Annotated in this window: 24 protein-coding genes; 11 read left to right on the top strand and 13 right to left on the bottom strand. The window is 45.4% G+C overall.

The annotated features are described in order from the left end of the window. Positions 1 to 399: 399 nt before the first annotated feature. On the top strand, positions 400 to 735 hold the full coding sequence (locus H6F73_RS08565) for an NfeD family protein (RefSeq protein ID WP_190758398.1): 336 nt from the start codon (positions 400 to 402) through the stop codon (positions 733 to 735). 16 nt (positions 736 to 751) lie between these two features. On the opposite strand, the gene ureA is transcribed toward H6F73_RS08565, so the two are convergent. The 7 genes from ureA to urtA all read right to left on the bottom strand — a co-directional run bounded on the left by ureA (position 752) and on the right by urtA (position 7,588). After that, positions 752 to 1,054, bottom strand: coding sequence for an urease subunit gamma (ureA, locus tag H6F73_RS08570; protein ID WP_190668898.1), 303 nt, complete (start codon positions 1,052 to 1,054; stop codon positions 752 to 754). 11 nt (positions 1,055 to 1,065) lie between these two features. Next, a complete protein-coding gene (locus H6F73_RS08575) occupies positions 1,066 to 1,911 on the bottom strand; it encodes an urease accessory protein UreD (RefSeq protein ID WP_190758399.1) in 846 nt (281 codons plus the stop codon). Positions 1,912 to 2,013: 102 nt separating this feature from the next. Further along, positions 2,014 to 2,724 carry an urea ABC transporter ATP-binding subunit UrtE gene (urtE, locus tag H6F73_RS08580; RefSeq protein WP_190758482.1) on the bottom strand — a complete coding sequence of 237 codons (711 nt, stop codon included), beginning with the start codon at positions 2,722 to 2,724 and terminating at the stop codon, positions 2,014 to 2,016. Positions 2,725 to 2,739: 15 nt separating this feature from the next. Further along, positions 2,740 to 3,501: an urea ABC transporter ATP-binding protein UrtD gene (urtD, locus tag H6F73_RS08585; protein ID WP_190758400.1), complete on the bottom strand. Its 762-nt coding sequence runs from the start codon at positions 3,499 to 3,501 to the stop codon at positions 2,740 to 2,742. A 27-nt stretch (positions 3,502 to 3,528) separates the two neighbouring features. Next, the gene (urtC, locus tag H6F73_RS08590; protein WP_190758401.1) at positions 3,529 to 4,824 is read right to left on the bottom strand and encodes an urea ABC transporter permease subunit UrtC; all 1,296 of its coding nucleotides are present in this window, start codon (positions 4,822 to 4,824) and stop codon (positions 3,529 to 3,531) included. A gap of 31 nt (positions 4,825 to 4,855) precedes the next feature. Next, positions 4,856 to 6,013, bottom strand: coding sequence for a branched-chain amino acid ABC transporter permease (locus H6F73_RS08595; protein ID WP_190758483.1), 1,158 nt, complete (start codon positions 6,011 to 6,013; stop codon positions 4,856 to 4,858). A 240-nt stretch (positions 6,014 to 6,253) separates the two neighbouring features. Then, positions 6,254 to 7,588, bottom strand: a complete 1,335-nt coding sequence (gene urtA / locus H6F73_RS08600) for an urea ABC transporter substrate-binding protein (RefSeq protein WP_190758402.1) — start codon at positions 7,586 to 7,588, stop codon at positions 6,254 to 6,256. 362 nt (positions 7,589 to 7,950) lie between these two features. Here urtA and H6F73_RS08605 point away from each other — a divergent pair, with 362 nt between their 5' ends. Further along, positions 7,951 to 9,678, top strand: a complete 1,728-nt coding sequence (locus H6F73_RS08605; protein ID WP_190758403.1) for an iron uptake porin — start codon at positions 7,951 to 7,953, stop codon at positions 9,676 to 9,678. Between the two features lie 58 nt (positions 9,679 to 9,736). On the opposite strand, the gene ureG is transcribed toward H6F73_RS08605, so the two are convergent. The 4 genes from ureG to ureE form a co-directional block, all read right to left on the bottom strand. Then, entirely contained in the window at positions 9,737 to 10,333 is a 597-nt protein-coding gene (ureG, locus tag H6F73_RS08610) for an urease accessory protein UreG (RefSeq protein ID WP_190758404.1), read from the bottom strand. 118 nt (positions 10,334 to 10,451) lie between these two features. Continuing rightward, entirely contained in the window at positions 10,452 to 11,264 is an 813-nt protein-coding gene (locus H6F73_RS08615; protein ID WP_190758405.1) for a GNAT family N-acetyltransferase, read from the bottom strand. Positions 11,265 to 11,293: 29 nt separating this feature from the next. Beyond that, the gene (locus H6F73_RS08620; protein WP_190758406.1) at positions 11,294 to 11,971 is read right to left on the bottom strand and encodes an urease accessory protein UreF; all 678 of its coding nucleotides are present in this window, start codon (positions 11,969 to 11,971) and stop codon (positions 11,294 to 11,296) included. A gap of 177 nt (positions 11,972 to 12,148) precedes the next feature. Beyond that, positions 12,149 to 12,583: an urease accessory protein UreE gene (gene ureE / locus H6F73_RS08625; protein ID WP_190758484.1), complete on the bottom strand. Its 435-nt coding sequence runs from the start codon at positions 12,581 to 12,583 to the stop codon at positions 12,149 to 12,151. A gap of 322 nt (positions 12,584 to 12,905) precedes the next feature. Here ureE and H6F73_RS08630 point away from each other — a divergent pair, with 322 nt between their 5' ends. From H6F73_RS08630 to ureC, 8 genes are all read left to right on the top strand, one after another. Then, positions 12,906 to 13,106, top strand: a complete 201-nt coding sequence (locus tag H6F73_RS08630) for a hypothetical protein (RefSeq protein ID WP_190758407.1) — start codon at positions 12,906 to 12,908, stop codon at positions 13,104 to 13,106. Positions 13,107 to 13,215: 109 nt separating this feature from the next. Further along, positions 13,216 to 14,079 (top strand): Npun_R2479 family HD domain-containing metalloprotein, encoded by an 864-nt coding sequence (locus H6F73_RS08635; protein WP_190758408.1) that lies wholly within the window; start codon positions 13,216 to 13,218, stop codon positions 14,077 to 14,079. 254 nt (positions 14,080 to 14,333) lie between these two features. Continuing rightward, positions 14,334 to 14,642 carry an urease subunit beta gene (locus H6F73_RS08640; protein ID WP_147689077.1) on the top strand — a complete coding sequence of 103 codons (309 nt, stop codon included), beginning with the start codon at positions 14,334 to 14,336 and terminating at the stop codon, positions 14,640 to 14,642. Positions 14,643 to 14,680: 38 nt separating this feature from the next. After that, positions 14,681 to 15,352 (top strand): Coq4 family protein, encoded by a 672-nt coding sequence (locus H6F73_RS08645; protein ID WP_190758409.1) that lies wholly within the window; start codon positions 14,681 to 14,683, stop codon positions 15,350 to 15,352. Positions 15,353 to 15,477: 125 nt separating this feature from the next. Further along, complete coding sequence (locus tag H6F73_RS08650) at positions 15,478 to 16,083, top strand: DJ-1/PfpI family protein (RefSeq protein WP_190758410.1); 606 nt, start codon at positions 15,478 to 15,480, stop codon at positions 16,081 to 16,083. After that, positions 16,055 to 16,816: a class I SAM-dependent methyltransferase gene (locus H6F73_RS08655; RefSeq protein ID WP_190758411.1), complete on the top strand. Its 762-nt coding sequence runs from the start codon at positions 16,055 to 16,057 to the stop codon at positions 16,814 to 16,816. The genes H6F73_RS08650 and H6F73_RS08655 overlap by 29 nt, the downstream gene beginning before the upstream one ends. 165 nt (positions 16,817 to 16,981) lie before the next feature. After that, positions 16,982 to 17,518, top strand: a complete 537-nt coding sequence (locus tag H6F73_RS08660) for a DUF1349 domain-containing protein (protein ID WP_190758412.1) — start codon at positions 16,982 to 16,984, stop codon at positions 17,516 to 17,518. 192 nt (positions 17,519 to 17,710) lie between these two features. Then, positions 17,711 to 19,414, top strand: a complete 1,704-nt coding sequence (gene ureC / locus H6F73_RS08665; protein ID WP_190758413.1) for an urease subunit alpha — start codon at positions 17,711 to 17,713, stop codon at positions 19,412 to 19,414. A 202-nt stretch (positions 19,415 to 19,616) separates the two neighbouring features. Here ureC and H6F73_RS08670 read toward each other — a convergent pair whose 3' ends face one another. Beyond that, a complete protein-coding gene (locus tag H6F73_RS08670) occupies positions 19,617 to 20,063 on the bottom strand; it encodes a hypothetical protein (RefSeq protein ID WP_190758414.1) in 447 nt (148 codons plus the stop codon). A 322-nt stretch (positions 20,064 to 20,385) separates the two neighbouring features. Between H6F73_RS08670 and H6F73_RS08675 the strand changes: the two genes are divergently transcribed. Then, a complete protein-coding gene (locus H6F73_RS08675; protein ID WP_190758415.1) occupies positions 20,386 to 21,870 on the top strand; it encodes an aldehyde dehydrogenase family protein in 1,485 nt (494 codons plus the stop codon). 138 nt (positions 21,871 to 22,008) lie between these two features. Here H6F73_RS08675 and H6F73_RS26940 read toward each other — a convergent pair whose 3' ends face one another. Further along, positions 22,009 to 22,134, bottom strand: coding sequence for a hypothetical protein (locus H6F73_RS26940; protein WP_277882594.1), 126 nt, complete (start codon positions 22,132 to 22,134; stop codon positions 22,009 to 22,011). Positions 22,135 to 22,137 lie beyond the last annotated feature (3 nt).

Raw genomic sequence — 22,137 nt, forward strand, 5'->3', positions numbered from 1 at the left:
TTAGCTTTTTGGAGTAAAGGTTAACTAATGGGCAACTCCTTAAATAATGCAGTGTATTCATCCGGTAAAGTTCCCTATAATGTCGGCTGAATCGCTACGGAAAATTAAAAATCCTTCGGCAGGAGGATTTTACACAGTCGTAGTGCGAACAGTTGCATCGCACCGGCATCTCCCTTAACACGTGAGTGACTGTCCCGACCGCCAAATGGCCCTAAAATTTGTTGCCTTAGCGGTTGATAACGTCCGCAAAATTTATATATTTAATATACTAAGTTAGAAAGTATACCTTGTCAATCATCTTACTTGAGGGTTGAATTTTCTAGGCTTTACAGCCCTGCGTCCTCACGCACTAAGCAAAAATGGCCGCTGAGAGCCGGTGTTCATTGGAGGACAAAATCCATGCCAATCCCGTTGAGGCTGTGGGATATTTTCATGTTTGCTGTCAGGATTTTTTCAGCGGCGAAAGCTGACAACCGGCCTAGCACTGGTGTCAGAAAACATTCTCTCAAGTTAACCTTTCGCTACTTAGTATCGGGAGCGATTGTAGATGAGCCGATACAACCTCAACAGGTGGGTAGAGTTCAATTTGATGGCTCATTGTGGCCGGCTCGTTGTGAGCAAGAAGTCACGCTGGCAGCCGGCCAGAGTGTTTGTGTGGTTCGCAGATGCGGACTCACTTTACTGCTTGAACCTGCCGGCTCAAATGTCAGGGAAATTCAAAAAAGTGCGGTGTAAGTTTTTAGCACTGTTGCTAACGAATTGGGGTATGCACAGTTACTAATTTTGTGCCATCAGGAAAGGTTGCTTCTACTTGTACCTCATCTACCATTTCTGGCACTCCTTCCATGACATCATCCCGCGTTAGCAGCGTTGTTCCGTAACTCATTAAATCTGCAACAGTGCGCCCATCTCTCGCCCCTTCCAAAATTGCCGCAGAAATATAAGCAACGGCTTCTGGGTGATTCAGTTTTAACCCTCTATTTTTGCGACGTTCTGCAAGCAAGCCGGCAGTAAAAATTAGTAATTTGTCTTTTTCTTGCGGTGAGAGTTGCATTCATAACTCCTTTAATTTTGCCAAACTCGCGGTAGGCGGCTGGTACGTCCTAAAAAGGATGGGCGTAGCAGTTGCCAAACATCTGTAAACCAGTTTCTCACCTCTGAGGTAGACTGACCACGATATCGGCATAAGAGTCCTGCGGTGAGCCGGCTGACTCCGGCTTCGCCTTGGTGTTCAGCAGTTTGCCACAAAAGGCGGGCTTTTTCTACGATTTCTGGCGTTGCCGGCTGCCCCACCCAAGCCAATGTTCCCACCACCGGCTGTCCGGCTAATCCGTGCGGACTGTTGAACATTTCTTCTCCACCTGTTAAGTGCTGCCGGTCTATCCACAAAGGTTGTCCTTCCTGCCAAATTTCTGTGTGAGAACGCCAATTTCCTTGCAAAAATTGTTCACCTCTAGCAGTTCGACCGAAACGGGTAATTTCCCATCCCAACCAGCTTGCTTTTGGGGCTAATTCAACTTTTAAATTTTGCTGATAAATTGCCCCGTTAAATATAATTGATTCTTGCGGCAGCCATTCTAAACAAGCACCCGTTTCGACATGAATTTGAATGTTTTGTCTAGCAGAATTACCATTACTTCGATAAATTTTACCGGCGGCTGCGGTGGTAATTAAGGCGTGAGCATCCGGTTGAAGGTGAAAATCTGAATATAAGTGATCGCCCCCCACGATGCCGCCGGCGGTGTGTAAAATAATGCTATGACAGACAGCCGGCCCTTCAGGATAAAATGGTCGCTGCACTTTCAAAGGTGCTTGATTTTGATTATGAATTAATTGAGTTGTGCCGGCACGTTTGGCGTAAATCAAGTTAAGATTGCCATGCCAGCCGGTGGATAAGTTTTCTGCCGGCATCCGGATCATCGTTGGGCTAAAATTACATAAGTAAGGTAGAGACGCAATCGCTCACGTCTCCACCGGCACTCTCTATTGTCTAACAGATGGCAGCGTCTAGACTTACACCGCTAAAAATCTTTGTATAATTTCATTGCTAAGTTCGCTCGTAGCGCCAGAAGCCACAATTCCGCCTTTTTGCATGGCATAATACCAATCTGCTTGTCGGACGAAATGCAGATGTTGTTCAACTAATAAAACAGAGATGCCGGTGGCTGCGATGATGCCTCGCACTGCTGCCTCAATTTCTAAAATGATCGAGGGTTGGATGCCTTCCGTGGGTTCATCTAATACCAATAATTGAGGTTTTCCCATCAACGCACGGGCAATAGCTAGCTGCTGTTGCTGTCCTCCGCTCAAGTCGCCACCCATGCGAGAAAGCATGGATTTTAAGACAGGAAATAGCTCAAAAATTTCATCGGGAATGGCTTGATTGGGGGTGAGGCGTTTCTCTTGCCGGCTTCTTGCTTCTAAACCCAAGAGCAAATTTTCTTTTACCGTCAAACGCGGGATAATTTCTCGTCCTTGGGGTACATATCCAATCCCTGATCGGGCGCGTTTATCTGGAGATTTGGAATTGATTAAATTGCCGGCAAAGGTAATCGTGCCACTGCGAGGTTTGAGCAACCCCATCACAGTTTTTAAAAGCGTCGTTTTGCCTACGCCATTGCGTCCAATTAGACATACCATTTTGCCCGCCGGCACGCTTAAATCCACATCCCGAAGAATATGACTCTCACCGTAGTAAACATTTAATCCAGCTACTTGCAGCATCATCTCAATTTCGCCTCAAGCTACCTCGTAATCGGTCATCGGTTTTCCTAAATACACTTCTATCACACGCGGGTTATTTTGCACTTCTTCAATCGTGCCCTCACATAAAAGGGAACCTTCATGTAAGACGGTTACTTTTCGAGCAATTTGTCGCACAAATTCCATATCATGCTCAATGACAATAATCGAGTGACTTTCCGCCAGGGAGAGAAGTAAATTGCCGGTTAATTCTGTTTCTTCATCCGTCAAACCGGCAACCGGCTCATCGACTAGCAGTAAATCTGGGGCTTGAGCAACGAGCATCCCAATTTCTAACCACTGCTTTTCCCCGTGAGACAGTAAGCCGGCATGAATATCTGCTTTTGCGACTAACCCAATTGTTTCTAATAACTGGGTAACATTTCTTCGTTCAGATATTGGGGGCTTTTTAAACAAAGTTGTTAAAACATTTTTATTGCGGTTGCCCGCTAACTCTAAATTTTCACGAGGCGTTAAATTAAGGTAAACTCGCGGCGTCTGAAACTTTCTGCCAATCCCGAATCGGGCGATTTTATCTTCAGAGAGGGAGCGTAAATTTCTCCCTTTAAATAATACCCGCCCGGTGGTTGGTTGCACCTTGCCGGTGATGGCATCCAGAAACGTGGTTTTTCCCGCTCCATTCGGGCCAATAACAACGCGCAACTCCCCAGCATCCATACTAAAATTGAGCTGGTTAAGCGCTTTAAATCCATCAAAACTAACGGTTAAATTTTCAATTTCCAGAATTTTTTCGTTCACACTGCACCTCAGCCGGCTTTTATTTTCTTAGTCCCCAGTCCCTATCTTTTCTCGTTCCTGTCGCACTTCTGGATCTTCTTCTAGACTGGGATAGGTTGCGACTTGTTTGCGGAATCCAAAGAATCCTTTAATCTGATCAATAGCTTGGTAACGCAACCAACCCACTAAACCATTCGGAAGTACCATCACCACAATTAAAAACAGTGCGCCTTGAAAAAATAGCCAAACTTCGGGTAATTGTTCGCTCAACAAACTTTTTGCATAGTTAACAACAACTGCCCCAACAATCGCACCGACCAAACTTGCTCGTCCCCCTACTGCCACCCAAATTACCATTTCTATGGAAAAAGCAATATCCATTGCTTTGGGTGAAATGATGCCGGTTTGCAGCGTAAATATTGCACCTGAGATGCCGGCAAGTGCCGCAGAGATAGCAAATACTAAAACTTTAAAGCCGGTGGGATTGTAGCCGGAAAAACGCACCCGACTTTCATCATCCCGAATTGCCATCAACAAACGCCCAAATCGCCCACTTGTCAACCAACGGCACAAGGCATAGGCACCACCCAGCAACAGCACCGTAATCGAATAGAAAACGAGCTGCGTCCGAGGTGCATTGACTTCTGCTCCAAATAACGTTTTAAAATCTGTTAGCCCGTTAGTACCATTAATCAGTTGTTGCTGTCCATTAAAAAAGTTGAAAAATACAATCGTTGCCGCCTGCGTCAGAATCGAAAAGTAAACGCCTCGAATGCGGTTGCGAAACACTAAATAACCGAGTAATGCTGCTACCACAGAAGGAATTAGAATTACGGCAGCCACGGTAAAACCAAAAGAGTAAAAAGGTTGCCAAAACCAAGGGAGTTCTGTTACCCCATAAAGCGACATAAATTCCGGTAACTGAATACTGGCATCGGGGGGAATTTGCAGCTTTAAGTGCATTGCCAAAGCATAACCCCCTAGAGCAAATAAAACGCCATGCCCTAGGCTCAACATTCCCGTGTAACCCCAGATCAAATCAATGCCGAGGGCAGCAATTGCCAGGGCTAAAAATCGCCCCAGCAAGTTGAGACGAAACTCTGTCAGAAGTGCCGGCATTATAAAGATGAGGATCGCTGCGATCACCACAACCGCAGCGGCTTCTATCCATAGCGAATTTTGTTTAGATGTTAGAGAGTGCAACCGTGAAGAATTCTCGCTTCCACTTCTCCAATCCTCCGCTTTCTTTCTTCTCAAGGAGAACCGCTCAACTTTTATATTTTTTGGTTGTAGATCGCTCTCATTCTCACTTTCGACTTCTGTACCTTTTTCCCCCTGTTGCATTTTCATTTCTCCCTGTTAAATATTTTAATTCTTAAGCATCAACGGTACGCCCTTTTTGCGGGAAGATTCCTGCCGGCTTCACTTGTAAAAAAGCAATAATCAGCGCAAAAACCATCACTTTCGCCATACTTGTTGTTGAAAAGAAGGCAAAAATATCGGCCAAATATGGCACCGGCTTGAACAAAGCTGCCAGTGTACCTGAACCCATTAAGTAACTAACTGTCCCAATCGTTAGTGCTGCTACAATACTGCCGACTAACTTGCCAACCCCACCCACGACGACCACCATAAACGTATCTACCACATAATTCTGACCTGTATTCGGCCCTACCGAACCTAATAAGCTAATTGCACAACCGGCAACCCCAGCTAATCCAGAACCGAGAGCAAATGTCAAGGCATCTACCTTTTTTGTGGGGATTCCTAAACAAGCACTCATATTGCGATTTTGCATCACTGCCCGAATTCGCAATCCCCACGCCGAACGGTTTAAAAATAGGTAAATTCCTATCACACAAATAACCGTTAGCGCAATAATAAATAGCCGCGCATAAGGTAGCCTCAAATTTGTAGCCGGCTCCCACCAACCTCGCAGCCAAGCTGGTGCTGTAACATTAACATTCTGGGCACCAAACCACGGCTTGGTTACGGCTAATTGATAAGTTTGAGCTAAAACTTGACCAGCAGCCCAGCTAATTCCTAATGACAAAGGTAATATGACTGCAATTGCTCTGTTGCGAACTTGCTCTATAACCGATTGCCGGTTTAGCAACCACATCGCCCCAAAAAATAATAGACAAAATAGCCCAATTCCAACCACGAGTACCCAGTTAACACTACGGACAAACTGTTGTAGAATCAAACTGACTCCCCAAGTCGCCAGCAGGGTTTCTAAAGGACGACCGTAGAGGTAGCGAATTACCCCTTTTTCTAGGATTAACCCTGCTAAAGCCGTCACTAAAAACGCGCAAACTAGGGCAAAGAAAATATATAATTCTGACCAAGGTGCACCCAAAATTTTGAAGGCATTTTGCACCACAAAAGTTGTATAAGCTCCCAGCATCATTAACTCGCCGTGAGCCATGTTGATCACGCCCATCAAGCCAAAAATAATTGCTAACCCCAAAGCCGCAATTAATAAGACTGCACCAATACTTATTCCATTAAATAAACCATCAATGACTTGCAAAGCTAAATTGTTCACGGAATATTTCTCCGATTTTTACCTTTTCTTTGGGGTTAGTATCTAGCTAATTTAAGCTAATTTGAAATATAAAGCGGTAGCAGTGCGATTAACACTCAAAGTTCTGAAATTTCAGACTTTAGTTTTTTAACCACAGATAAATACCTAATAAACACAAATGATTTTCGTTAAATTAAGTTGCATTTTTAATTTATCTGCGGTTAAAAAATCTAAACTTGTCAGATTTTAGGCTTTCTTGTATTTTCCGCCTTTTGCTGGATCTGACCAATCACAAGCATAGCCTTTGGTGTCTTTCACAAATTGATTCCAAGGTAATGGCTCTACTGCTTTAGGTGTAGAGTAAACAATCTCAAACAAACCATCATCCCTGACTTGCCCTAAGCGCACGACTTTAGCCAAATGATGATTATTGTCTAAAGTGACCAAGCCTCCAGGCGCATCAAAAGTCTGCCCTAAAGCCGCAGCTCTAACTAATTCTAAATCGTCAGGTGTTTTCGCTTTTTCAACGGCTTGTTTCCACAAGTAAACCATAATATAAGCAGCTTCCATCGGGTCATTCGTTACCCGATCAGCTCCATATTTAGCCTTGAACGATTCAACAAATTTCTTATTAGCAGGACTATCCACGGTTTGGAAGTAGTTCCAGGCGGCATAGTGACCTTTGAGATATTCTACACCGATTGCTTTGACTTCTTCTTCGGCAATACTCACCGACATTGTCGGATACTTATCTGGACCTAAACCGGCACCTTGCAGTTGTTTGAAGAAAGCAACGTTACTGTCACCATTGAGGGTGTTGAAAATTACGCCGCCATCGGGCAAAGCTGCTTTAATTTTAGTAATCAGCGGCGTTACTTCTGTACTTCCTAGGGTTAAGTAATCTTCCCCGACTGTTTCCCCACCTTGGGCTTCTAGCTGTGCTTTAATGATGGTGTTGGCAGTGCGCGGAAAAACGTAGTCAGAGCCAACTAAAAAGAACCTTTTGCCTTTATTTTCTAATAGCCAATTAACCGCCGGCTCGATTTGCTGATTGGGAGCGGCACCTGTGTAAAAGACGTTTTTAGAACACTCTTGACCTTCGTACTGCACAGGATACCAGAGCATATGATTTTTCTGCTCAAACACCGGCAGCACTGCTTTACGACTGGCAGAAGTCCAGCAACCAAAAACAGTGACAACTTTATCCTGCTCTATCAGCTTTCTCGCTTTCTCTGCAAAAGTTGGCCAATCTGATTGCCCATCTTCTACAACCGCTTGGATTTGTTTGCCGAGAACACCACCGGCTTTGTTAATCTCTTCTATAGCGAGTTGTTCGGCATCAACGACGCTTTTTTCACTAATTCCCATCGTGCCGGTGAGTGAGTGAAGAATGCCAACTTTAATAGTGTCCCCACTGGCAGCGGCAACGGTTGTAGCGTTTGGAGAGGGAGAAGCACCTGTCGTCGTGCCATTTGTTCCAGTCTGTGTCGGCGATCCGCTACAAGCTTTCAAGAAAATACTGGTTCCTAGAGTGGCTGAACCATAGAGCAAAAATTTACGCCGGCCTAATCGCCTTACCATATCTTTATTAGTCCAGATGATAGATGGACACTACACATAACGTGTGATACTAAACCTTGCCTCTCCACAAAAATTGTTATCTGCGATACAAAACCAAAATTTTCTTGACAGGTTTCCCTAGACTTAACCTAATCTTTACAATTGGCAAAGGCTCACCAGCCTGTAGTGTGAGGCGTCTAAATGGTGTAATTTTCACGATTCCCTTGCACTGTTTTGGGATAACTAATAATTTTACTGATCGCTCAACCGGCCTTCTTGGGCCTTCTATAGGTAAAGGCAGATTGTAGCTTACACTACATTACTTACAAGCGGCCTTTGCTATTTTTTTCGCTATTCATCTCTGTGTCCGGGTGTGAGGAAAAATGCATAAAGTTTTGTGGCGATTGTTGCTCATTAGCCCAGCAATTTTAATCTCTCTGCTGGGTGTTTCAATGGCCACAATTGCTGAAGAATCCCCCAAAAAATTGCAAATTCTTGAATTGCCAATTAAATCTGAGGAGAGCGCAATTGAGCCGGCAGTGATTGAAGAAATGCCGGCACTAAATGAGCCATTAAATCTTGGTAGCCCTCAAGTAGAAAATGTCGAAACTCTTGTAAAAAATCAGGAAATGGAACAAGTGACATCCGTTTCCCAACTGTCTGATGTGCAACCAACTGATTGGGCATTTCAAGCTTTACAAAACTTAGTTGAACGTTATGGTTGCATAGCTGGATATCCCGATGGAACATTTCGAGGAAATCGGGCAATAACGCGATATGAATTTGCTGCCGGTTTAAATGCCTGCTTAGAAGCGATTACTCAGCTAATTCAGCCGGGGGAAGACTTTGTCACCCAAGAAGATTTAGCAATTCTTAACCGGCTACTTGAAGAATTTCAAGGAGAATTGGCTACTTTAAGAGGTCGGATTGACGCTTTAGAAGCCCGTACATCTGAACTAGAAGCCAATCAATTCTCTACAACCACAAAACTCGTTGGAGAAGTCGTATTTGCTGCCAGCGATATCATCGGAGAAATCGACACCGGCAGAAACGCAGTCCCCACTTTATCTGAACGAGTGCGTCTCAATTTTATTACGAGTTTCACCGGCCAAGATAGTTTATTAGTTCGCTTATACGCATCTAATACTCCAAATTTAGGTGCTGCTGCCGGCACAAATATGGCGCGACTCCACCCAGACAGAGGCACTGGCAATAATTTCGACATTGATTTAGGTTGGTATAACTTTCCTCTCGGCGACAAAGGCAACGTTTTGATCGAATTTGCCGGCGGTAAACTCGATGATTTTGCCCCCTCACTCAACGCCCTAGATTACGGCGGCGCTGCCCTAGGAACTATCTCCCAATTTGGACAGCGTAACCCTATTTATCGGCTTAGTGGGGCCGGTGTAGGTGCGGGAGCAACCTATAATTTCAGCAAAAGCTTGGGTTTATCTTTAGGTTATTTAGCCGGCAATTATCTTTCCGGTGGCGATCCCAGTCCTAAACGCGGATTTTTTAATGGAACTTTTGGCGCAATCGCACAATTAACCGTGCAACCCACCGAAAATATTGGGTTAGGTTTGACTTATGTGCGCTCTTATTTTACCGGAGAAGATGTGGCAAATAATAATGTCAGCACTGCCGGTGGAGTGGGCAGTTCCTTAGCAGAAAAACCCTTTGGAGATGTTGCCACTTCATTAGATTCTTATGGCGTAGAAGCAACTTGGCGGCTTAGCCCCAGATTTGTGTTAGGCGGTTGGGTTGGTAGGACAGAAGCAACTGCTCAAAATAATGCTTTTAGTAATGGAGTGAGAGTTGCGAATCAGGGAGACGATGCCACGATTTTAAACTGGGCACTTACCTTAGCTTTTCCAGACCTCGGCAAAGAAGGTAACTTAGGGGGAATTGTCGTGGGAATGCCGCCAAAAATAACCAATAGTGATGTTGCTGAAGATGAAGATTCCTCTTTACATTTAGAAGCGTTTTATCGCTATCAAATTACGGACAATATCGGCATTACTCCAGGTTTAATGGTCATTCTCGATCCTGAACACAACAGCGAGAACAAGACGATGTATGTTGGGACACTCCGCACAACATTTACGTTTTAATGGGCTAAACCGGCAGCTTTTGTAGGATAGGCATTAAACCTGTCCTACAAACCAGAAATCAGTTTAGATGATAACGGATAAAGTTAACCACAACTTCTAGTCCTTCCTGGCTTTTCAAATTTGCAAAAACAAACGGTTTTTCGCCTCTCATTTTTTTAGTATCGCGTTCCATTACACCCAAATCTGCCCCAACATAAGGAGCCAAGTCAATCTTATTAATTACTAGCAAATCTGACTTCGTAATTCCTGGGCCACCTTTGCGAGGAATTTTATCGCCGGCAGCCACATCAATCACATAAATCGTTAAATCAACTAACTCCGGACTAAACGTTGAGGCGAGATTATCTCCCCCACTTTCTACAAACACCAAATTTAAATCTGAAAACCGCACCTCCAACTGTTCAATTGCCACCAAATTAATGGAAGCATCCTCACGAATGGCAGTATGGGGACAGCCGCCGGTTTCCACTCCCAAAATGCGATCCTGTTCTAAGGCTTGAGAGCGAACTAAAAATTGAGCGTCTTCTTGGGTGTAAATATCATTCGTAACAACCGCAATTTTGTATTGCTGCCGCATCGCCTTGCATAAAGCATCAACTAAGGCAGTTTTTCCCGATCCAACAGGGCCGGCAATTCCTACACGAAATGCACTCATAAGAATTTATAGTAGTTTACTTTTAAAAACATAACTTTTTTGGGCATGGGGCATGGGTGTGAGATGATAAAGTCAAAAATTACGGTTTAGACCATTATCTGCTTTGATTTTTTAAACTTTAAATAGCAAGATTTTTATCCGTATCAATATAGTTTAACTGCGTGTTCACGACACTAAATCCAATTTTTTGGTAAAGTGCTTGAGAAACAGCATCGCCGGCAGAAAGCCAAACCAAATCGCCCCCAGAGTCAAAATGATCTTGCACCAGAAAGCTGCACAGCGTAGCCGCCACACCGCGCCGGCGCATAGAGGGTAATGTACCCACACCCGCAAGCTCACAAAGCCGTTCCAAGGGCATTGTACAGCCACCCCCAGCCGGCATTCCCTCAACAGTTGCCATCGCGCACCGCCAACTGCCACGCTGCAAATGCTCGCGCAACTGCTCGATCATCTCTGCCGATGGAGGTTCATTTATCTCCCCAAAGTTGAAACTTTCGCTTTGTATAGATAGGTAGTTTGTGAGAATCTCTAGATTCTCGGTGTCAGTGAGGCGCTGCACCTGCACATCAGGGGCGTTAAACGGTTGAAAATCGCCGGGTGTGCAAAGCATCAGTGGTTGACGTGCCTGTAGTTGCAAACCGGCCTCTTCTAATGCCCCAGGAAGTGCCGGCCAAAGCGCCTCTATAAACTCAAAGCGGATGGTACGCTGGCGCTCAGCAAACACACGCCGCAGTTCTGCCAGTGCTTCAGCCACCTCTCTAGCGCTTCCTAGCGGGGCAATGGGAACCGCATAGTTCAGCCAAATCATATCTGTAAACGGCTCAAGCAGCGCTTGAAAAGGGCCAACTGTAATGGCTTCCCGTCCTTGTGCTGCCACTTGATGTACACTCTGCGAGATGCGACGCAGTCGCTCAATTGTAGGTTCGTCCATGAGATTTCACCTTTATAAATTAGGGAGTTTTAACTGCGAAATAGCCGAGTGTAAAGTGTTTCATGGTTCATACTCGCCAGCGATAAGCCCCAACTGCAAACGCTTAAATCGTCATCTTCCCAGGATAAAATTTCTTGGGTAGCTGTAATCAAATTTGGATGTAAACTCAGTAATAACTGTTGGCCGGCAGTTTGACCGAGCGGAATCAGTTTAACACCGGCACCGATTAAATTGGATGCCCAACTATGTACATAACCCTGCACAGCCGCTTCACAATCAATTTGCCAAAATTGAGCTGCAATCCCAAAAGCAAGGGCAAAATTACAAGAATTCCCGCAAGCACTCAAGCACACCTCTAACTGCGGCTGCATTGACCGAAGCAGCCGGTTTAAAGCACTTCCCATCTGCAAACTTTGCTGCCGCAACTCTTCCGTTTCTCTTGCCGCTGTTGCCCAAGCATTCCAGTATTTTAAACTCTCCAGATCCCCCGCTTCAGCAGCCCGATAAGCACGCACCATCACCGCTGCTTCCAGCCGAATTCCCCCGGATTTTAAAGAGTGTAATATCCAGTTTTCTAAGCTCTGTCTATTATTAATCGTACTATTATTAACAAGCGTTTCAAGTCCTTCAGAATAACTATAAGCTCCCACCGGCAGCGCCGGACTCGCTAACTGTAACAAATTTAAAAGTGCTAAATTATTTAACATGAATGGGGCATTGGGAATGGGGCATGGGGCATGGGGCATAGGGCAAGGCTGCGCCAACCTAAAGGTAGGGGCATTGGGCATTGGGCATGGGGCATTGGGCATTGGGCATAGTTAAGAAATAATGAATCATACTCTCCCTATCCCCCCACTCAGCACTCAGCACTCAGCACTCAGCACTCAATGACTATGCCCATAAGCACCGGCTTCCGGCTGAAAGGGTGATACTTCCTGCCGCACCTCAACCCCTAGTTGCTCTAGCATTGAGTGCAATACCGGATCGGGTGCTAATTTTAAATAAGTGGGTGTGATTTCTAAGGGCACATGACGATTGCCCAAATGATAGGCAGCACGCAATAGATCCAAGGGAGTTTTACCGCTCACAGTGTACACCGGCTCTGGTTTGGCCACAACTCGCACGAACTGCTCACTATTTGCCGGTTGCAAAAGATCGCCATCGCGTAACACCGTCCCTCGTGGCAGTTGAAGCGACACTGAAAACTCAGGCGTTTCTAGCCGGTAGCGGCTGCGAGAGCGTTCCTCGGCTGTGAGAGCAAGGGTTAACATTACAATCGCCCCTGGGTTCGCCGGCAACCGTTGTGTGAGCGTTAACATCACAAGTGCGCGTGTTGGATAATTTGACATGGCTCAATCATTCTCTTGATTTTCTCAATCATTTCGCAAAAGCCGGCACAAAAAACAAGACTAAGCAAACGCCCTGAAAATCTAAGTCAGTGATAAGTATCACCAACTTATGTTATTACTCTCACAACTTCTACCGAATTTAAATCGCTTCACCTGCCATTTCAGATCGCCACTTACTAGAGATTTACATCACAAATGCAGCAGGTAAGCGTCACAGCGTTTTACGGATTGCAATCACAGTATTATGCAGAAGAATGACGCATTATAGAGGTGTCGAGTTTTATTAAACATAATGCCGTTTGCAAGTGCCCTCCCACAATTTAGCCTGACCGAACTCTCTTTCGAGGTTTGGGAAACTGGTAAACTTAAGGTATGTCAAAGAGAGGAAATCCGAGCAATCTTGCTAACTGATTGTATCAGCACCCAAGACTACAGGCTGATCAACCGCTTGCTCTACGCGGTGCGCCGGGGATGGCTGGGTTTGGCAGATTAAATCGAAAAAACCTCCCGAATAGATCGAGCGGTAGAGACGTATTTATCAATTTAACTTTATACTATTTTGAATGAGTGGTAACACTTCCGTGATGGGGGGGGGAAATTAAATGCTTAATGCCACAGAACTCCTGATAAGCGCCTTTGTTGAAAAATTGCAGGGTGGCTACAAACGCACCTACGGCGGGTACAAGCCAGACTATGCAGATATTATTGCCTGGGCCGGCAACATGGCCTTGGAAAATATCGCAAACAGCGACGCCCTCTATCACAACGTCGAACATACAATCTTAGTCACCTTAGTCGGGCAGGAAATTTTGCGGGGCAAGCACATCCGTGAAGGGGGTGTTTCCTGTGAAGACTGGCTGCACTTCACCATCTCTTTGTTATGCCACGACATTGGATATGTTAAAGGTGTTTGCCGGCAAGACAAAGATGCAGAAAGGTTATACGCCACCGGCATAGATGGCAAATTAGTGAACTTGCCACTCGGATCGACCGATGCCAGTCTCACACCTTATCATGTGGATCGGGGCAAACTTTTTATTAACGAAAGGTTTGGGGGACACCTGCTAATAGATGCTGAGGTGATCAAGAATAATATTGAACTCACCCGTTTCCCCGTTCCCAAAGATGAAGATCATCAAGACACTATCAACTATCCCGGACTGGTTCGCGCTGCGGATCTGATCGGTCAGTTAAGCGATCCGCGTTACCTCCAAAAGATAAGCGCTCTTTACTACGAATTTGTAGAAACCGGCCAGGATAAAATCTTGGGATATCGTCATCCAGGAGATTTACGGAAGAACTACCCGAAGTTTTACTGGAACGTTGTGTATCCTTACATTCAGGACGCACTTCTTTATTTAGACCTCACGCAAGAGGGAAAACAAATTATCGCTAACCTCTATGCGAATGTATTTCGGGTGGAACATGAAACGCCGTCGCCAGAAAAGGTGGCCGTTGCTGCCTAGACAGGCTGGAAAAATCTAAATCTGATACTTCAAATAAAATCGCCCGTTTTCTAATCAAGAACGGGTTTTTTATTTTCAGTGAAATAATGGTGCCGGCAGGTAGCGATTTTACGCCTGAAATGAGAAACTGGTGTAATGCCGGTGAGACTGACAAATCTGCCCCTGTTAGCCGTGCGATTAATTCTATTGCCGGCCATAATTGGCAAGGGTAAGCATGACACAGATTAGAAACAAATACCGAGAAGAGGACAACCATGATTCCAGGGGAAATTATTACACAAGAGGGAGAAATTGAATTAAATTCAGGACGTACCACCGTGCGGTTACCAGTTGCGAACACCGGCGATCGTCCCATTCAAGTGGGTTCCCACTTCCACTTTTATGAAGTGAATGAAGCTTTAAATTTTGAACGTGAAACCGCACGAGGAATGCGCCTTAATATTCCTGCCGGCACAGCAGTTCGTTTTGAACCTGGGGATGAAAAAGAAGTTGAATTAGTCTCCTTTGCCGGCAGCCGCCAAGTCTACGGCTTCAACAGCAAAATTAATGGATATTTGTCATAAATTTTCCATTTCATCAACAATTGCTTTGAGGGAACTTTATGCTACCCAAGTTACAAGCATTTAATTTAGATTTTTTGACTACCTTAAAAGGAGTGGTTTCTATATTAAGAGATCCCACTCAAACCGACTCTGTTTATGATATAGAAGATGGACTGCGTCATACCAAAGCCACTCAACTAGCAGTCGATTATGTCAAATCTAAGCCTGAAGTTGCCCAGATTATTCAAGAACGATATCTTGCCCCATCTCCAGATTTGGATGCTTTACTAAAATATCCCGAAAACTCCTTGGGATATGCCTACGCATCTTATATCAAAGAAGCGGGATTCGATCCTAACTTCTATCGCAAGCTAGCAGTTGAAGATGACGCGAGCTACATCGTTTTACGCATCCGGCAAACCCATGATATTTGGCATATCGTGACAGATTTCTCTGTCGATGTTGTGGGAGAATTAGGACTGAAAGCTTTTGAACTTGCTCAAACGCGTAGAACCATGTCAGCTATCTTATTAGCTGGTGGTTTATTGAGTACCCTATTCAAAGCGCCAGAAGGATTGGATAGTTTGCTAGATCGCATTGCAGTGGGATATAGAATGGGAGCAAAAGCAAAACCCTTTTTAGCCCAAAAGTGGGAAGAACATTGGGATAAACCTCTATCAGAATGGAGGAAGGAATTAGGTGTTGAGCCGATGTCAGTTTATGTTCCCTAGCTGTACAGATAAGCTTCCTGACGGCAATGATACGAAAACTAGGTGTCAGCAAAACTTTTCTTGCCCCGAATTTCAATAGAAACCTAGGGGCATCATCATCAACACTTCAAATTGAGTAAGTTATTATGAAGGTTGCATTTATTATTTATCAAGGCATGACTGTTTTGGATTTTGTTGGCATTTACGACCCAATTATTCGCCTTAAAACAATGAGTTTTATGCCTGAATTATCCTGGGAGATTTGCGCGATTTCTCCAGAAGTGAGTGATGAAAATGGGTTGCGGCTTTTACCCACAAAAATCAACGAATCTCTGCAAGGATATGATTTAATTATTGTCCCTGGTGGAGTTGGAGCGCATTTACAAAAATTAATTAGCACAACTCATTTTATTGAATGGCTGAGAACGGCACAAAGCACCCCTTTAAAAACTTCAGTCTGTACGGGATCTCTTTTGTTAGGTGAAGCCGGCTTTTTAAAAGGAAAGAAAGCAACCACCCATCCCAATGCTTACAATGAACTGAAAAAATATTGTGAATCTGTTGTTCCAGAAAGAATCGTTGATGAAGGAGATGTGATTACAGCAAGAGGCGTAACTTCATCCATTGATTTAGGATTATATTTGTGTGAAAAGCTTGCCGGCAGCGAAGTCAAAGAAAAAATTCGTCAGCAGATAGACTATCAACAAGTTATTGAAGAAAAAAATGAACACTCAACGCAACTTACGAAGTGATCTGTATTCAGCATTTTATCAAACTGATACATCTGAAGTTATTGAATTTGTGCAATGGTTAGCCGCTGCTTATGATATTTTGGAGCCGGTAAAGATTCTTGATATTGGCTGCGGGACTGGTCGAATGCTGCGTGAGTTTGGCACAATGGGTTGGGAAACAGTCGGAATGGAACCCGACCCAGATTATATTACACAAGCCTTACTTGTCGCAGAAGAATTTAAAAATGTTACTGTCCTGCCTGAAGGGTTTGCCGGCATTCATGGAACAGAAGAATTTAATATAATTGCAGCCATTAATGGCCCTTTTTCTTATTTGGTTAAAATTGAAGATCGAATTGATACCCTGCGGCGGATGTTTCAAGCATTGAAGCCAGGAGGTCTTTTATTTCTCGATCTCGCTAACTTCTTGTGGATTTTGAATAACTTTAAAGATCGTACAGCAAGAACAGCAACAAGAGATGGGAAAACCATCAATTTAGTTGTGCATCATTTCGCAAATTTCCATAACTGTATTTTTACGTCTGAAGAATTGTTTTTTTGGGACGATCCGGAAGAAGGGCAAGTAAGAATTAATGAAACTCATAATTTTGGAATAATTTCCCTCCATGAACTTCTGTATTTTCTTGAAACCCAAGGATTCACGAAAATCCAAACTTACAATAGTTACAAAGCGCGAAAAAATGAAAAAGTTACAGGTTCGCGATTAATGATTTCTGCCAAAAAACCGAATTAGCAGATTAGTAATTACTGCAAAGGGTGATTTGCGGAATTGAACAACTACAAATAAACGTAGATAAGGTTAAGGAGTTGATACGCTAAATTATGCGCGGATTAGATTTTTGATAAAAAATTTTCGATTTAAATTTAAAACGAGATTGTTGTAAAAGGTAGAGAGAAAATGAAATGGTATAATGAACCACCGGCTTGGAATGTAGAAGAAGATAAGATCACTGTTACTTCTGGAAGGAAAACAGATTTTTGGCGCGAGACTCACTACGGCTTTATTAGAGATAACGGCCACTTTTTTTACCAGGAAATTACCGGAGACTTTATTATTGAAGTCAAAGTTAACGGAGAATATCAAGACCTGTACGATCAAGCCGGCATCATGGTACGGTTGGATGAAGCAAACTGGTTAAAATGTGGCATTGAATTTGTTGAAGGTGTACAGCAAATCAGCGCTGTCGTCACAAGAGATTACTCGGATTGGTCTGTAGTGCCGGCACCACAAAATCCCGCTTCAATATGGTTGCGCCTCACCCGACGTGGCACAGCAGTCGAGATCCACTACTCTTTCGATGGAAAAGAATACACCATGCTGAGGCTAGCCTATTTAACACCGGCACAAACCCTAACCGCCGGCGTGATGTGCGCCTCCCCAGAAGGACATGGGTTCCCCATTACCTTTGAAAAATTAAAAATTGAGAATTTGTGAAAAGCAAATTGAAGTAACTGATACAATATTTTTAAGCCAAAGCAACTATAAAGAAATCGCAAGAAAGCATCTCACTATCCAACACCAAATAGATTTACTGCCATCGGGAATCTCTTAAGCGCAAGCAAAAATTAAACTTTTTTAGCGCCCGTTGCGTGTAAAAATTCTATTTAAGTGTGAATGGGAGTCAGCATGAGTTATCGCATGGATCGCCGCGCCTACGCAGAAACCTACGGCCCAACTGTAGGTGATCGCATTCGTCTAGCCGATACAGAATTGTTTATCGAAGTTGAACAAGACTTAACAACCTACGGCGATGAAGTCAAATTTGGCGGCGGCAAAGTCATTCGAGATGGCATGGGACAATCTCCCATTTCTAACGCTGAGGGTGCGGTTGATCTCGTGATTACCAATGCCTTAATCCTGGATTGGTGGGGCATTATTAAAGCCGATATCGGGATTAAAGATGGCAAAATATTCAAAATAGGAAAAGCCGGCAACCCCTACATTCAAGACAATGTCGATATCATCATTGGCCCAGGAACCGAAGCCGTCGCCGGCGAAGGCATGATTCTCACAGCCGGCGGCATTGACAGCCACATTCACTTTATTTGTCCCCAGCAAATCGAAGTCGCCATCGCATCCGGCATCACCACCATGATTGGCGGCGGAACCGGCCCAGCCACCGGCACAAACGCCACCACCTGCACTCCCGGCCCTCGGAACATTTACTTAATGCTACAAGCCGCCGACGCCTTCCCTGTTAACCTGGGATTTTTAGGCAAAGGCAACAGTTCCCAACCGGCAGGACTCACCGAACAAATCGCCGCCGGCGCAATCGGACTAAAACTGCACGAAGACTGGGGAACCACCCCCGCAACCATTGACACCTGCTTAAATGTTGCCGATGAACATGACGTGCAGGTTGCCATTCACACCGACACCCTCAACGAAGCCGGTTTTGTCGAAACCACCATTGCCGCCTTCAAAAACCGCACCATCCACACTTACCACACAGAAGGGGCCGGCGGTGGACACGCACCCGATATCATCAAAGTGTGCGGCCAAGCCAACGTTCTCCCCTCCTCCACAAACCCCACACGCCCTTACACTGTTAATACATTAGAAGAACATCTCGATATGCTGATGGTATGCCACCACCTTGATCGCGGCATACCCGAAGATGTGGCCTTTGCCGAGTCACGGATTCGCCGCGAAACGATCGCCGCTGAAGATATCTTGCACGACTTGGGCGCATTCAGCATGATTGCCTCAGATTCCCAAGCAATGGGAAGAGTTGGGGAAGTGATTATTCGCACTTGGCAGACAGCGCACAAAATGAAAGTGCAACGCGGAAGCCTCAACTCGGAACCGGCAGACAACTTCCGCGCCAAACGTTATGTCGCCAAGTACACGATTAACCCGGCGATCGCCCACGGCATTGCAGAACACGTCGGTTCAGTCGAAGCCGGCAAACTGGCAGACTTGTGCCTGTGGAAACCGGCCTTTTTTGGCGTTAAACCAGAAATCGTCATCAAAGGAGGCATGATCGCCTGGTCGCAGATGGGAGACGCTAATGCCAGCATTCCCACGCCGCAGCCGGTTCAGATGCGCCCGATGTTTGGCAGTTATGCCGGTGCGAGAACATCCACATCCCTAACCTTTGTTTCTCAAGCCGCCTTAGACTTGAACATTCCCAGCCAGTTAAACTTGCAGAAAAAGACAGTAGCGGTTTCAGGAACGCGCCGGCTGAGTAAGCGAGATATGAAGCTCAACGACGCCCTTCCCCATATAGAAGTTGACCCAGAAACCTATGAAGTGCGAGCAGATGGCGAATTGCTAACTTGCGAACCGGCAACCGTTTTGCCATTAGCGCAGCGCTACTTTCTTTTCTAAAACTACCAAATTTAATGAATGTTTCTTGCAGGAGTCGTCAATGCTGATTACTTTATTTTACGATCAACACTGAACCCTTACCCTACCTATTTTATTGTGGATTTTAGATTTTAGATAGGGTACTTTCAGACAAGAACATACATTTAAAACCACATTCAAATTGAACTTGAAACTCTCTCAGTTCCTCACAGGAAAATAGACATCAAGTGGTTGTTGTTGGCAAAGAATCTGAAGAATCAGACTCAACGCGCCCACTGCCGCGATTAGCATAGCGTCTATCACCACCGGGACGATCCTGATCATCCTGATCATTTTTGGCTTGAACCGGCAACGGATCAGACTCAACACGCCCACTGCCGCGATTAGCATAGCGTCTATCACCACCGGGACGATCCTCGTCATCCTTAGTATCTTTTGCTTGAACCGGCACAGGATCAGACTCAACACGCCCACTGCCACGATTAGCACGCCGATCATCACAACCCGGACGATCATCGCAGCGATCCTTCGTAGTTTGCACCTGAGAAAAAGCCACTTTTTGAGTGGAATCAACTTGATATCCTTCAGACAGGCGCAACTCAACACCCTGAAAATTAACAGCACCGCCGAGCAGTAATAAACCCGATAAAGCAATTTTGTAGATGCCCATGAGAAATAATCCATCAAGTAACTTTCTGCTACTTGATTCCGAAAATCCCTGGCGGCATCTGGAAAAACCGCTTTTTTTAAAGCCACTTCCTTATGCGTCTACCATTGGGCAGCCCCACAATTGCCAATTCGTGAGTTACAACAAAAATAGACAATGACAATTTAAAAACTGGCGGTAAAGACCGCGCTTATCCCCTCACATAAACTCAAAAAACCTGACAAATAAACACAATCCCCTAATCCCCTAATCTTCCAAGAGAGTAGGAAAGGGAGAAATACAAAAATCTCGGAATTCCTTCCAAAACCCAACCCCCCAACCAGCAATGTATACCTGCCTTAACTACATCGATGGCCAATGGATGCCGGCTCAATCAGAAGCCACCCTAGAAAGCCGCAACCCTGCCAACTGGCACGAACTTGTTGCCACATTTCCCCATTCCAACAGCGCCGATGCCGACAAAGCCGTTCAAGCAGCCCGAAGCGCCTACCAGACATGGCGTTTGGTGCCGGCACCAACCCGTGCAGACTTTATCTATCGAGTAGGAGAACTGTTACTCAAACGCAAAGAAGAACTCGCCCACCTGATGAGCCTAGAGATGGGTAAACCCATCACCGAATCCCGTGGAGACGTGCAAGAAGGCGTTGATTGCGCCTTTTACTATGCGGGAGAAGGCCGGCGGCTATTTGGTCAAACAACGACCTCAGAGATGCCGAATAAATTTGCGATGACCATGCGAATGCCCATAGGAGTGTGCGCCCTGATCACACCCTGGAATTTTCCTGTCGCCATACCCTGTTGGAAAGCATTACCGGCTCTCGTGTGCGGTAACACGATCATCCTTAAACCTGCCGAAGATACACCGGCGTGTGCGAACTTCCTGATCCAGATATTCCACGATGCCGGCTTGCCACCGGGAGTCGTTAATTTAATTCATGGTTTGGGAGAAGAAGCCGGTCAAGCTTTAGTTGAGCACCCAGGTGTCGATTTAGTCTCCTTCACCGGCTCATCCCAAACAGGTGCCCACGTTGGAGAAATTTGCAGCCGCACTCACAAGCGTGTTTGTCTGGAAATGGGCGGTAAAAATGCCCAAATCGTGATGGAAGATGCAGACTTAGAACTCGCACTCGAAGGCGCACTGTGGGGAGCTTTTGGCACCGCCGGCCAGCGCTGCACCGCCACCAGCCGACTGCTCCTGCACCGCGATATCAAAGATAAATTCACCGCCATGCTGCTGGAAAGCACCGGCAAATTGCGGATCGGTGCCGGCACAGATCCAGATACACAAATCGGCCCCATTATTAACGGAGTGCAGTTGCAACGGGTGATGGATTATATGGAAGTCGCCCGCAGTGAAGGTGCAAAAATATTAACCGGCGGCGAGAGAGCAACTGAAGGCCCGATTAAAAAAGGTTTCTTCTTCCAGCCAACGATTCTCGATCAGGTCACTCCCGATATGCGAGTCGCCCGTGAAGAAATCTTTGGGCCGGTTGTCGCCCTCATCGAAATCAGTTCATTTGAAGAAGCGATCGCAGTTCTCAACGACACACCCTACGGCTTATCCTCATCCGTTTATACCCGCGATGTAAACCGCGCCTTCCAAGCCATGCGCGACATCGAAGCCGGCATCACTTACATCAATGGCCCCACCATTGGCGCAGAAGTGCATCTACCTTTTGGCGGAGTTAAGCAAACAGGTAACGGACACCGGGAAGCCGGCAGCGCTGTTCTTGATGTTTTTACAGAATGGAAAAGCGTTTATGTAGATTTTTCCGGTCGCTTGCAACGCGCTCAAATTGACAACCATTAGGGGAGTGCTGAGTCTTGAGTCCTGAGTGCTGAGTAAGAGAGTAGAGAGTAGGAGAGAGGGCGAGGTGGTGAGTGGGAGAGTGAGTTGTCGGGGCGCAAGAGCGTGTAGCGCCCTCTTCAAAGGAGATTGGAAAAATATTTAATTTTCCCCATGCCCAATGCCCATACCTTTAGGTTGGCGAAGCCTTGCCCAATGCCCAATGCCCATACCTTTAGGTTGGCGAAGCCTTGCCCCATGCCCCATGCCCCATGCCCAATGCCCCATGCC

Source organism: Microcoleus sp. FACHB-68 (assembly GCF_014695715.1).
In the GTDB taxonomy this organism is placed as follows: Bacteria; Cyanobacteriota; Cyanobacteriia; order Cyanobacteriales; family Oscillatoriaceae; genus FACHB-68.